Below are 12534 nucleotides of genomic sequence, written 5' to 3' on the forward strand. Positions count from 1 at the left end.
ATCGTGGAGTGGGCTCGAGGTCGATGGCTCACCGGCCGTAAAAGGCCGGGTCCGTTTTTTCGCGCCACCAGCGCGTCGTGGAGCGTGCTTGGCAGCGTGACCAGTGAGTAAAACCATGCTACAGAGAAAAGGTTTTACGTTGGAAAGTTTTCTTGAGGCAATGAGCGAATTCGCCCCTTTTCACGAAAAAAGCACGCGTTCTAGAGGGGTTTATCTAAATAGCACGCGGTGCAAAACCACACTTTCGCTATACTTTTCATACACTTATGGATAATTCAAGAGCGAAATGATTGGCCTGCCATTAAACCGCGCGGCGCCCATAAAAAAGGCGCCACCCGTGCGAAGATCGCGGGCAGCGCCGTTCAAACCGGTCCTGCAGGAGATGCTTATTCGCGCTTCGACACCAGGGTCAAAATATCGTAGCTGGCTACCAGTTCCTCGTTCTGGTTGGTCACCTGCACGTCCCACGCCACCACGCCCTGGCCCACGCCAAAGACGTCCTTGCGGTTGCGGTCGACCTTGCGCTTGCAGGTCAGGCGCGCGCGGATGGTGTCGCCGATGGCGACGGGGGCGACGAAGCGCAGGTTATCCAGGCCATAGTTGGCCAGCACGGGACCGACGCCAGGCGAGACGAACAAGCCGGCGGCGGCCGACAGCACGAAGTAGCCGTGGGCGATGCGCTTGCCGAACTGCGATTCCCTGGCAGCGATTTCGTCGAAGTGCATGTAGAAGAAATCGCCCGAGATGCCGCCAAAGGCGACGATATCCGCTTCGCTGACAGTGCGGCGGTGCGTGAGCAGCGAATCGCCCGTCTTCAGGTCCTCGAAGTGCTTGCGGAACGGATGGATCGGGCTTTCGTTGACATCCGCGCCGCGCACATATTCGCCCGTGATCGCCGCCAGCATGGTCGGTGAGCCTTGCACAGCCGCCCGTTGCAAGTAGTGGCGCACGGCGCGCACCCCGCCCAGTTCTTCGCCGCCGCCCGCGCGGCCAGGGCCGCCGTGCTTCAGTTGCGGCAGGGGCGAGCCATGGCCCGTCGAATCGACGGAGGCCACGCGCTCGAGCACATGCACGCGGCCATGCGTGGCCGCCACCTGCGGCACCACGCGCGCGGCGATCTTCGGATCGCGCGTCACCAGGGTACTCACCAGGCTGCCCTTGCCGCGCGCGGCCAGCGCCAGCGCCTCGTCGATATCCTTGTAGCCCATCATGGTGCTGACGGGGCCGAATGCTTCCACGTCATGCACGGCGTCGTTGCCGAAGGCGTCGCGGCACAGCAGCAAGGTCGGCGAGAAGAAGCTGCCGTCAAGGGCGCCATCGCCCAGCGGACTAAAACCGTCGGCCGCCCCGAACACCACTTCGTTACCCTGCGACAGCGTGGCGACCCGCTCCGCCACGTCGTTCTGCTGTTCCTTCGAGGCCAGCGCGCCCATGCGCACGCCTTCGATGGACGGGTCGCCCACCACCACCTTGGCCAGGCGCTCGCGCAGGCGCGTACCGACGGCATCCATCAAGTGCTCGGACACGATGATGCGGCGAATCGCCGTGCACTTCTGGCCCGACTTGCCCGTCATTTCGCGCACCACTTCCTTGACGAACAGGTCGAATTCCACGTCGTCGGGCGTGACGTCCGGCGCCAGGATGGCGCAGTTGAGCGAATCGGCTTCGCCGTTGAACGGCACGGACTGGGCGATCAGGTTCGGATTCGTGCGCAGCTTGGCCGCCGTGGCGGCCGACCCTGTAAACGTGACGAAATCCTGGCCATTCAAACGGTCCAGCAAGTCGCCCGTGGAACCGATCACCAGTTGCAAACTACCGGCCGGCAGCAAGCCCGATTCATGCATCATGCGCACGACAGCCTGCGTCAGGTAGCTCGTCGCCGTGGCCGGCTTGGCGATGCAGGGCATGGCAGCGAGAAAACTCGGCGCGAATTTTTCCAGCAGACCCCAGATGGGGAAGTTGAAGGCGTTGATGTGCACGGCCAGGCCGCCGCGCGGCACCAGGATGTGCGTGCCGGCGAAGCCGCCTTTTTTACCCAGCGCGATGGCAGGGCCTTCGTGCAGCACGTTCGACGACGGCAGCTCGTTGCTGCCCATGCTGGCGTAGGCGAACAGGGTGCCCGTGCCGCCCTCGATATCGACCCAGCTGTCGGCGCGCGTGGCGCCCGACAGGTGCGAGATCGCATACAGCTCTTCCTTGCGCTCGACCAGGTACAGGGCCAATGCCTTCAGGCGTGCGGCGCGCTGCTGGAAGTCCAGCGCCATCAGGCCCGGCACGCCCGTCTTGCGGGCATACGTGACGGCTTCGTCGAAGTCGATCTTCTCGGCATGCGTGTGATAGATCACGCGGTTGTTCAAGGCGCTGTGCAGGGGCACGGCGGCGCTTTCGCCCAGCCAGCGGCCAGCGATCAGGCTTTGCAGGGTGGATATTTGAGCCATGTGGTTTCTCCGTTAGGGGTCAGACCCGTCGGGTCTGACCCCAGCATTTAAAGGGTTAAAGGTTATTGCGCCGCAGCGTTCTTGTGCAAGTGCAGCGGCAAGGCGGATTCAAAATTGAGGCGCTGGCGGTTCGCCTCGACTTGCGTCAGGGCGTCCACTTCGCGCATCGTCTGCATGGAGCGCACGGCCAGTTCGTGGTACTGGCTGGTGCCCGAGCTTTTCCATTTGATTTCATCGTCGGTCAGCGACCGTATCACCTTGGCGGGCGTGCCCACCACCATGCTGCGCGGCGCGACGATCATGCCCGCCTTGACGAAACTCATGGCAGCGACGATGGATTCCGCGCCGATGATGGCGTTGTCCATCACCACGGCATTCATGCCCACCAGTGCATTGCGGCCGATGCGGCAGCCATGCAGCACGGCGCCATGGCCGATATGGCCGTCGACTTCGACCACCGTGTCGCAACCGGGGAAGCCGTGCATGACGCAGGTATCCTGCAGATTGGCGCCCTCTTCCAGGATCAAACGGCCGAAGTCGCCGCGGATCGAGGCCAGCGGGCCGATATAGCAGCGCGGGCCGACGATCACGTCGCCGATCAACACGGCGGACGGGTGCACATAGGCGCTGGGGTGGACGACGGGGGTGATGCCGTTGATTTCGTAGACTTTGACCATAAAAACTCCTATATGCCTTGAGATAAAGCGTGCTTTCAGCCCAAGACCTCAACTGCCGGGGTCGGCCCCTCAGGGTCCGACCCCAGTCTCTGCTCTTGGGTTACATGCCCAGATACGCGCTTTGTACCTGCTCGTTGTGCAGCAATTCGGGACCGGGGCCGGACAGCGTGATGGCGCCCGTCTCGATCACGTAACCCACGTCAGCAATCGACAGGGCCGCGTGCGCGTTCTGCTCGACGAAGAAGATGGTGATGCCTTGGTCGCGCAGTTCGGCCACGATGCGGAAGATTTCCGCGATCAATAGCGGCGCCAGGCCCATGCTGGGTTCATCGAGCAGCAGCAGTTGCGGACGGCCCATCAGCGCGCGCGCCATGGCCAGCATCTGCTGCTGCCCACCGGACAAGGTCCCGGCCAGCAGCAAGCGCTTTTCCTTCAGGATGGGGAACAGCCCATACATGCGCTCCATGTCGCCCGCCACGTCCTGCGCAGGGCGCGTAAAGGCGCCCAGGCGCAGATTGTCTTCCACCGTCATGGGGCCGAACACTTGCCGCCCTTCCGGCACCTGGCAAATGCCGCTGCGCACGCGCTTGTCGGCGCTCATGCGGCTGACGTCCTGGCCGGCGAAGGCGATGCTGCCCGCGCTGATCGGCTGCACGCCGGAAATGGCCCGCAGCAGGGTCGTCTTGCCGGCGCCATTCGCGCCCACCAGCGCCACCAGCTGCCCCTGGCGCACCTGCAGGTCGATGCCGTGCAGGGCTTGGATGCGGCCGTAATGGCTGGTCAAGCCGGCAATATCGAGCACCAGCGGAGTTTGAGGTTTTTCCATCTTCATCATGCCGCCACTCCCAGATACGCGGCCACCACGTCGGGATTAGCGCGCACTTCGGCGGCGGTTCCCTCGGCCAGCTTCTTGCCATAGTCGAGCACCAGGATATGGTCCGACAGATTCATCACCAGTTTCATGTCATGCTCGACCAGCACCACCGTCACGCCAGATTGCGCCACCTTGCGTATCAAGGCTTCGATCTCGCCCGTCTCTGTATGGTTCAGACCCGCGGCCGGCTCATCGAGCAGCAGCACCTTCGGCTTGGCCGCCAGCGCGCGCGCGATTTCCAGGCGTTTTAATGCGCCATACGACATCTGCCCCGCCTCGTCATCGATATGCCGCCCCACGCCGACAAACTCCATCAGGCCCGCCGCCTCGTCGCGACAGGCCGCGTCGGCACGGCGCACGGACGGCAAACGCAGCATGGAGGCGAACAGGTTCTGGTTCAGGCGCAAATGCGCGCCCACCATGACATTATCGATGGCCGTCATGTTCATGCACACTTGCAGGTTCTGGAAGGTGCGGCTCATGCCGCGCCGCGCCAGCGCATCGGGCGGCATGGCGGCCACGTTCTCGCCATTCAGCAAAATCTCGCCCCTGGTCGGCGTGTACACACCCGTGATCAAATTGAACAAGGTCGTCTTGCCTGCGCCGTTCGGCCCGATCACGGAGTGGATATTGCCTTCCTTGACGGTGAAACTCACATCCTGCACCGCGTGCACGCCGCCGAAGCTCTTGCTCAGATTGTTAATCGTCAGCATCTCACACCTCCTGTGCCGGTGGTTTATTTGATGCGGCGGGCGCCTTGGGCACCCCTGCCCGCTTGCGCGAACGGCTGGCCAGGCTCGGTACGAGCCCCTTGGGCATGAAGATCATGGTGGCCATCAAAATCACGCCGAAGACCACCGTTTCCCAGCCTTCAAAACTGGACAACAGTTGCGGCAGGATCGTCAGCAGGGCCGCGCCGATGATGGAGCCGAAGATCGATGCCATGCCGCCCACCACCACCATCGTCACCAGCTCGATCGAGTGGAAGAAGCCGGCCAGGTTGGGGGTAATAAAACCGATGTAGTGGGCGCTGATGCTGCCCGCGATACTGGCAATGACGGCCGACAGCACGAACACGCGCACCTTGAAGCGGGTCGTATCGACGCCGACCACGCGGGCCGCCACTTCCGAGCCATGGATCGCCTGCAGCGCGCGGCCGACGGGCGAATCGATCAGGTTCAGCGCCAGCCAGGTGACGAGCAACAGCAGCACGGCGCACACCAGGTACCACGATTTTTCACCGGCGATTTCCAGGCCGCCCAAGGTGAAGGCGGACACTCCGATGCCGTCCGGGCCGCCCGTCCATTGCGTCTCGTTGTTGATGACGATGGAAATGATGATGCCCAGGCCCAGGGTCGCCATGGCCAGGGTATGGCCCTTGAGTTTTAGCACGGGACGCGCCAGCAGCAGCGCCAGCAAGCCGGTGGCGACGGCACCGGCGGCCAGGGCGGCGAGCGGCGGCCAGCCGTAGTGCGTGGTCAGCACGGCCGACGCATACGCACCCAGGCCATAGAAACCCGCGTGACCCAGGCTGATCTGGCCCGTGTAGCCCATCAACAGGTTCAGGCCGATGACGACGATGGCGTTCAGGGCGATGCGGATCGCCACGTCATAGTAGAACGCATTGGTGAGGAACAGCGGCAGGATCGCCAGCACCAGTGCCAGCACCAGCAAGCCACCGTGACGCGAGCGTGTGAAAAAGTTGGTCATACACGCTCCGAATTTTTAGCGCCAAACAAGCCTTGCGGCAGGAAGAACAGGATCAACAAGATCAGCACGAACGGCACGGCGTCCTTGTAGGCCGAGGAGATGTAGCCGGCCGTCATGGCTTCGGCGATGCCGAGGATCAGGCCACCGGCAATCGCACCGGCGCCACCGCCCAGGCCACCGAGGACGGCGGCGACAAAGCCTTTCAGGCCCAGCATGATGCCCGCGTCATACGAGGTATACGTGATCGGCGCGACGAGAATGCCGCCCGCCGCGCCCAGCAGGGCCGACAAACCGAACGAAAACAGCAGCACCTTGCGCGTGTTGATGCCCACCAGTTGCGCCGCCAGCTTGTTGTGCGAGGTGGCCAGCATGGCCTTGCCCATCAGGGTGCGGCCGAAGAACCAGCCCAGCACCAGCACGATGACGACCGTCACGCCCAGCACCCACAGGCTTTGCGGCAGCAGGCTGGCGCCCAGAAATTCGATCGGCGCGTCGCCGGAAAAGGCTGGCAGTGTATGCGTATCCTTGCCCAGCCAGATTTGCACCAGGCCGCGCAGCACCAGCGAGGCGCCGATGGTGATGATCAACAGGGTAATGACCTGCGCGTTTTGCGCCGGTTCGATCACGGTTTTTTCCATCAACAGGCCAACGATACCGGTGGCGATGACGGCCAGGATGATGGCCAGCGGCAGCGGCACGCCGGCGGCCGACATCACGGCGGCCAGCATCCCGCCCAGCATGATGAATTCGCCCTGGGCGAAGTTGATCACGCCGCTGGTGTTGTAGATGATGGTAAAGCCCAGCGCCGCCAGCGCGTAGGCGGAACCGACCGTCATCCCGGAATACAGAAATTGTAGAAATTGAGCGACTTCCATGGTGTCTCCATTATGTTCGGCTGCGCGCGGACCGCCTTCGAGGGCCGCCCGCGCAGGTACTTCTGGCTTACATTATTTCGACAATTGCCATTCGCCGTTCTTCACTTCCACCATGCGGAACGCCGACAGGTCCAGGCCCATGTGGTCTTTGGCCGACATGTTGAAAACGCCGGTCGTGCCCACAAAACCCTTGGTCGTTTCCAGCGCCGTGCGCACTTTTTCGCGGTCCGTGCCCCCGGCGCGCTTGATGGCGTCGACCGACAGGTTCAGGGCATCGAGTGCATAGCCGCCAAAGGTCGACGGATCGATCTTGTAGCGCTCTTTATACGTCTTGTCGTAGCCGACCACGGTGGCCTTTTGCGCGTCGCTGTCCGGCAGCATGGCGCCGATCAAGAGGGCTGGCGTTGGCAGGCGCACGCCTTCGGCGGCTTTGCCCGACAGCTTCAGATACTCGTCCGACGCCACGCCGTGCGACTGGTACAGCGGCAGCGCGGACATGCCCAGCTGGCCGTAGTTTTTGGTCACCACGGCCGGACCCTGGCCCAGGCCGAAGACGAATACTGCTTGCACGCCGTTTGTATTCTTGATGCGCGTCAGCTGCGCCGTGATGTCCGTGTCTTTCGGGCCGTAGGTTTCATCGGCCACCAGCGTGATGCCATATTTCGAGGCGACGATCTGCGATTCCTTGCGTCCCGAGGCGCCGAAGCCGCTCGTTTCCGACAGCAGGCCCACCTTGCTGATGCCTCGCTTCTTCATGTCCTCGAACACCTTCTCGGCCGCCATGCGGTCCGTATGCGGCGTCTTGAACACCCATTTCTTGACCGGATCGATGATGACCACGGCGCCTGCCAGCGAAATGAACGGCATGCTGGCGCGCTCCACCAGCGGCGCCATCGCCATCGTCGCGCCGGTGGTGGTGCCGCCGATCAGCACGTCGACCTTGTCCGACTCGATCAGGCGTTTCGTGAAACCGTTGGCCTTGGCCGCATCGCTGCCGTCGTCGTAGTGCACCAGTTCCAGCTTTCGTCCCAGCACGCCGCCGGCCGCATTGATTTTCTCGATATACAGCTGCAGGGTTTTCAGTTCAGGGTCGCCCAGGAAGGCGGCAGGTCCCGTGACGGACAGCACGGAACCGATCTTGATGTTCTCGGCCGCATACGCGCCCGCGGCGGACATGGCCAGTACGCCGGCGATCAGGGTTTTCTTGAAAATATTGGCAATCATTGTGGTCTCCACCAGGTTGGCACTACGGTCAATTTTGGTTGGCGCTTTTTTACCAGCCTGCGCCTTTTTTGTTTTACTTTGTTATACGCGTTCAATCACGACGGCAATACCCTGCCCCACGCCGATGCACATAGTGCACAGCGCATAGCGCCCGCCTGTACGTTCCAGCTGGTTCAAGGCGGCCATCACCAGGCGCGCGCCCGACGCGCCCAGCGGATGGCCGATGGCAATCGCGCCGCCATTCGGGTTCACGTGGGCCGCGTCGTCCGCCAGGCCCAGGTCGCGCGTGACGGCCAGCGCCTGCGCCGCAAACGCTTCATTGAGCTCGATCACATCCATCTGCTCGATGCTCAATCCCGTCTGCGCCAGCACCTTGCGCGACGCTGGCGAAGGTCCAAAGCCCATGATGCGCGGCGCCAGGCCGGCCGTGGCCATGCCCAGCACTTTTGCGCGCGGCGTCAATTTGTATTTATCCACGGCGGCGGCGGACGCCAGCAGGATGGCGCAGGCGCCGTCGTTCAAGCCAGAGGCATTGCCAGCCGTGACCGTGCCATCCGCTTTGACCACACCTTTCAATTTCGCCAGCATCTCGAACGAGGTATCGGGACGCGGATGTTCATCCATCGTCACCATCTTCGGCTCGCCTTTTTTCTGTGGCACGGCGACGGGCACGATTTCGCGATCGAAAACGCCAGCCGCGTTAGCGGCAGCCCAGCGCTGCTGGCTGCGCAGGGCTAGCGCATCCTGGTCGGCACGGCTGATGCCAAATTCCACGGCCACGTTTTCCGCCGTTTCCGGCATGGTGTCGATGCCATACTGCGTTTTCATCTTGCCGTTGACGAAGCGCCAGCCCAGGGTCGTGTCTTCAATTTTCGCAGCGCGCGAGAATGCGCCGTCAGCCTTGCCCATCACGAAAGGCGCGCGCGTCATGCTTTCCACGCCACCGGCAATGATCAACTCCGCCTCGCCCGCCTTGATGGAGCGGGCCGCCATGCCGACGGCATCCAGGCTGGAGCCGCACAGGCGGTTGATGGTATTGGCCGGTACTGCCGCCGGCAAGCCGGCCAGCAGCGCAGCCATGCGGCCCACGTTGCGGTTGTCTTCGCCCGCCTGGTTGGCGCAGCCGTAAAACACGTCGTCGATGGCGGACCAGTCGACGGAAGGATTGCGGGCGATCAGCGCGGCAATCGGCAGCGCGCCCAGGTCGTCCGCGCGCACGCTGGAGAGTGCACCGCCATAGCGGCCAAAGGGAGTGCGCACGGCATCACAGATAAAGGCTTCGTTCATGTTTGCTTCCTTGTTCGGGCTATCAGGGGAAAAGCTTCGGGCGCTGGTCGACCACGCGGCGGGCCTTGCCCGTCAGGGTGCGTTCGATGCCGGCGGCGGCCACCAGGCGCACGCGCGTGCTCACGCCCACATGCGTCTTGATGCGGTGTTCCAGCTCGCGCGCCAGACCATCGGTCTCGCTGGCCGAGATGGTGGCGGTGAGATCGATACGCAGCTCGGCGATCACTTCGAGCTTGTCGAGGTGACCGTCGCGCGTGACCACCAGCTGGTATTGCGGCGCCAGCTTCGGCATCTTCAAAATCAGCTCTTCTATCTGGGTGGGGAAGACGTTCACGCCGCGGATGATCAGCATGTCGTCCGAGCGGCCAGTGATCTTGCCGATGCGGCGCATCGAACGCGAGGTGGGCGGCAGCAAGCGGGTCAGGTCACGCGTGCGGTAGCGGATGACGGGCAGCGCCTCCTTCGACAGCGAGGTGAAGACCAGTTCGCCCTCCTCGCCATCGGGCAGCACTTCGCCCGTTTCCGGATCGATGATTTCGGGATAAAAATGGTCTTCCCAGATGACGGGACCGTCCTTGCTTTCGATGCATTCCGACGCCACGCCAGGTCCCATGACTTCGGACAGGCCATAGATGTCGACGGCGTCGATGCCGGCGCGCGCTTCGATTTCCGCACGCATGGCGTCCGTCCACGGCTCGGCGCCGAAGATGCCCACCTTCAGCGACGATTCAGCCGGATCGAGACCCTGGCGCGTGAATTCCTCGATGATGTTGAGCATGTACGACGGCGTAACCATGATGATCGATGGCTTGAAATCCTGGATCAGTTGCACCTGCTTTTCCGTCTGGCCGCCCGACATCGGGATGACCGTGCAGCCCAGGCGTTCGGCGCCATAGTGCGCGCCCAGGCCGCCCGTGAACAGGCCGTAGCCATAGGAGATATGCACCATGTCGCCCGCGCGGCCGCCGCCGGCGCGAATCGAGCGCGCCACCACATTGGCCCAGGTATCGATGTCGTTCTGCGTGTAGCCAACCACCGTGGCCTTGCCCGTAGTGCCGCTCGATGCGTGGATGCGCACCACTTGCTCGCGCGGCACGGCAAACAGGCCGAAGGGATAATTGTCGCGCAAGACTTTTTTATCGGTGAACGGGAATTTCGACAGATCGGCCAGCGACTTCAGGTCGTCCGGATGCACGCCCGCTTCGTCAAAAGCGGCGCGGTAATGGGGCACGTTGTCATAGGCGTGCTTGAGCGTCCATTTCATGCGTTCGAGCTGCAGCGCCTGCAATTCATCCTTGCTGGCGCGCTCGATCGGCTCGAGGTCATTGGGGGCGGGAATTCGTTGGACCATCATTGTCTCCTAATTGGTTCTTTAACTATTTAAAGCTGCGGCGGCAGTTCAAGCCTGCTCTTGTCACTTCAATTGCTGATGACTTCACCGGCCACGCGTATCGACTTGCCGCGAAACAGCGCGATGGCGCGGCCATCCTGGTTGCTGACCTTGACGTCGTAGACGCCGCTTTTTCCCGCCAGCGCCTGCTCGACGGCGTCGGCCGTGAGCACGTCACCTTCGCGGCCCGGCGCCAGGTAATCGATGGTGCAGCCGGCGCCCACGGTATTCATGTTGTAGCTGTTGCAGGCAAACGCGAAGGCGCTGTCGGCCAGGGCAAAGATAAAGCCGCCGTGGCAGGTCTGGTGGCCGTTGAGCATGTCTGGGCGCACCGTCATCGTCATGCGCGCATGGCCGGGTCCCACCTCGGCCAGGGCGATGCCCATGGCAGCGGTGGCGTTATCGCGCGACAGCATCGAGGCGGCGGCCGCTTCGGCCAGAGATTGCGCGCTCATGTTGTGGTCCTTATTTGACATATCATTCGGCATGAAACGTCGCTCCAGTGGCAAGTTTGCGGCGCAGCAGCGGCGAGACACGGTAGCGGTCTTCGCCATAGCCATGCGCCAGGTGGTGCAGCACGGTCACGATGTGCGCGACGCCCACCACATCGGCCCAGGCCAGCGGTCCGCGCGGATAGTTGACGCCCTTCTGCATGGCGATATCGACGGCAGCCACCGTGCATACACCCTGGTTGACGGCGTCGGCCGCCTCGTTGGCCAGCATGGCCACCGTGCGCATGACGGCCAGGCCAGGCACGTCGTCCAGGCGCGTGACGATGAAACCGGCCGCCTGGAACAGGCCGACGACAGCCGCGTAGGCGGCATCGCTGCACTGGTCCGCACGCGCCACGGCAATGCGCTTGGCACTGGCGTAATCGAGCGCCAGGTCGAACAGCACCGTATCCGGATGCTGGTTGTCGTGCGCGCGCTGGGTGGCGCTGCGCCCATCGGTCAGATAAATCGCGGCGCCGTTGCAATGCAGGGCCGGCGCCTCGTCATGCGTCTGGCCTTCCTGCGTGACGCGGCGGCTGACGGTGATGCCCGCCTGCTCCAGGCGCTGCACCAGGCTGCGAATGACGCCGCTGTGGCCACGGCCATCGCTGCCGATGGCAGCCGACAGGGCGACGAATTCCGGGGTCGCTTGTGCGCCTTCCGCCTGCGCCACGGGGGCAGCCGCGCCTTCGCCATAAAGGTAGAAGCCACGGCCCGATTTGCGGCCCAGGAAACCGGCGTTGACCATTTCCTGCTGCAGCACGGATGGCGTGAAACGGGGGTCGTTGAAATAGGCGCCGAACACGGATTGGGTGACGGAGAAATTGACGTCATGGCCGATCAGGTCCATCAACTCGAATGGGCCCATGCGGAAACCGCCCGCTTCGCGCAGCACCGCGTCGATGGTGGCGGCGTCGCCTGCCTGTTCATTGAGCAGGCGCCAGCCTTCCGCGTAAAACGGACGGGCGACACGGTTGACGATGAAGCCGGGCGTCGATTTCGCATGCACGGGGTTCTTGCCCCAGGCGATAGACGTGTCATACACGGTGGCGGCCACTTGCTCGCTGGTGGCCAGGCCACTGATCACTTCGACCAGCGCCATCAGGGGCACAGGATTAAAGAAGTGCATGCCGACCAGGCGTTCCGGACGGCGCAACTTGGCGGCGATGGCCGTGACGGAAATCGACGAGGTATTCGTCGCCAGGATGCAGTCGTCGCTGACTAACGCTTCGAGTTCGGCGAACAGGCCGCGCTTGACGTCGAGGTTTTCCACGATGGCTTCCACCACCAGAGAAGCGTCGCTCACGTCGGCCAGGCTGCCGGCCGCCTGCAGGCGCGCCGTGGCGGCCGTGGCTTCGTCAGCCGTCATGCGGCCCTTTTCGGCCAGCTTCGCATACATCTTGCCGATATCGAGCAAAGCCTTGCTCACGGCTTCCGCGCGCGTGTCGTACAGTTTGACTGTGTAACCGGCGGCCGCGGCCACCTGTGCGATGCCGGCGCCCATGGCGCCGCTGCCGATGACGGCGACGATACTGTTGTTTGCCAGTTTGTTTGCCAATTCGGTCATA

General features: G+C 63.3%; 11 protein-coding genes. All 11 read right to left on the reverse strand.

Annotation, left to right across the window (positions count from 1 at the left end):
- Positions 1-386: 386 nt before the first annotated feature.
- Positions 387-2438 carry a phenylacetic acid degradation bifunctional protein PaaZ gene (paaZ, locus tag O0882_RS06115; RefSeq protein ID WP_289946148.1) on the reverse strand — a complete coding sequence of 684 codons (2052 nt, stop codon included), beginning with the start codon at positions 2436-2438 and terminating at the stop codon, positions 387-389.
- A 62-nt stretch (positions 2439-2500) separates the two neighbouring features.
- Complete coding sequence (paaY, locus tag O0882_RS06120) at positions 2501-3115, reverse strand: phenylacetic acid degradation protein PaaY (RefSeq protein WP_289946149.1); 615 nt, start codon at positions 3113-3115, stop codon at positions 2501-2503.
- Between the two features lie 100 nt (positions 3116-3215).
- The gene (locus O0882_RS06125) at positions 3216-3947 is read right to left on the reverse strand and encodes an ABC transporter ATP-binding protein (RefSeq protein WP_289946859.1); all 732 of its coding nucleotides are present in this window, start codon (positions 3945-3947) and stop codon (positions 3216-3218) included.
- A complete protein-coding gene (locus tag O0882_RS06130) occupies positions 3947-4702 on the reverse strand; it encodes an ABC transporter ATP-binding protein (protein WP_086137156.1) in 756 nt (251 codons plus the stop codon). The genes O0882_RS06125 and O0882_RS06130 overlap by 1 nt, the downstream gene beginning before the upstream one ends.
- Position 4703: 1 nt before the next feature.
- The gene (locus O0882_RS06135) at positions 4704-5699 is read right to left on the reverse strand and encodes a branched-chain amino acid ABC transporter permease (protein ID WP_289946152.1); all 996 of its coding nucleotides are present in this window, start codon (positions 5697-5699) and stop codon (positions 4704-4706) included.
- Positions 5696-6574 (reverse strand): branched-chain amino acid ABC transporter permease, encoded by an 879-nt coding sequence (locus O0882_RS06140; RefSeq protein WP_289946154.1) that lies wholly within the window; start codon positions 6572-6574, stop codon positions 5696-5698. The genes O0882_RS06135 and O0882_RS06140 overlap by 4 nt, the downstream gene beginning before the upstream one ends.
- A gap of 72 nt (positions 6575-6646) precedes the next feature.
- The gene (locus tag O0882_RS06145; RefSeq protein WP_289946155.1) at positions 6647-7798 is read right to left on the reverse strand and encodes an ABC transporter substrate-binding protein; all 1152 of its coding nucleotides are present in this window, start codon (positions 7796-7798) and stop codon (positions 6647-6649) included.
- A gap of 81 nt (positions 7799-7879) precedes the next feature.
- Positions 7880-9085, reverse strand: coding sequence for a 3-oxoadipyl-CoA thiolase (gene pcaF / locus O0882_RS06150; RefSeq protein WP_289946157.1), 1206 nt, complete (start codon positions 9083-9085; stop codon positions 7880-7882).
- A 22-nt stretch (positions 9086-9107) separates the two neighbouring features.
- Positions 9108-10436 carry a phenylacetate--CoA ligase PaaK gene (paaK, locus tag O0882_RS06155; RefSeq protein ID WP_289946860.1) on the reverse strand — a complete coding sequence of 443 codons (1329 nt, stop codon included), beginning with the start codon at positions 10434-10436 and terminating at the stop codon, positions 9108-9110.
- A gap of 68 nt (positions 10437-10504) precedes the next feature.
- Positions 10505-10951 carry a hydroxyphenylacetyl-CoA thioesterase PaaI gene (gene paaI / locus O0882_RS06160; protein ID WP_289946158.1) on the reverse strand — a complete coding sequence of 149 codons (447 nt, stop codon included), beginning with the start codon at positions 10949-10951 and terminating at the stop codon, positions 10505-10507.
- Position 10952: 1 nt separating this feature from the next.
- The gene (gene paaH / locus O0882_RS06165) at positions 10953-12533 is read right to left on the reverse strand and encodes a 3-hydroxyacyl-CoA dehydrogenase PaaH (protein WP_289946159.1); all 1581 of its coding nucleotides are present in this window, start codon (positions 12531-12533) and stop codon (positions 10953-10955) included.
- Position 12534: the final 1 nt, after the last annotated feature.

Origin of the sequence: Janthinobacterium sp. SUN073, assembly GCF_030397665.1 — a bacterium.
Taxonomy (GTDB): Bacteria; Pseudomonadota; Gammaproteobacteria; order Burkholderiales; family Burkholderiaceae_D; genus Janthinobacterium.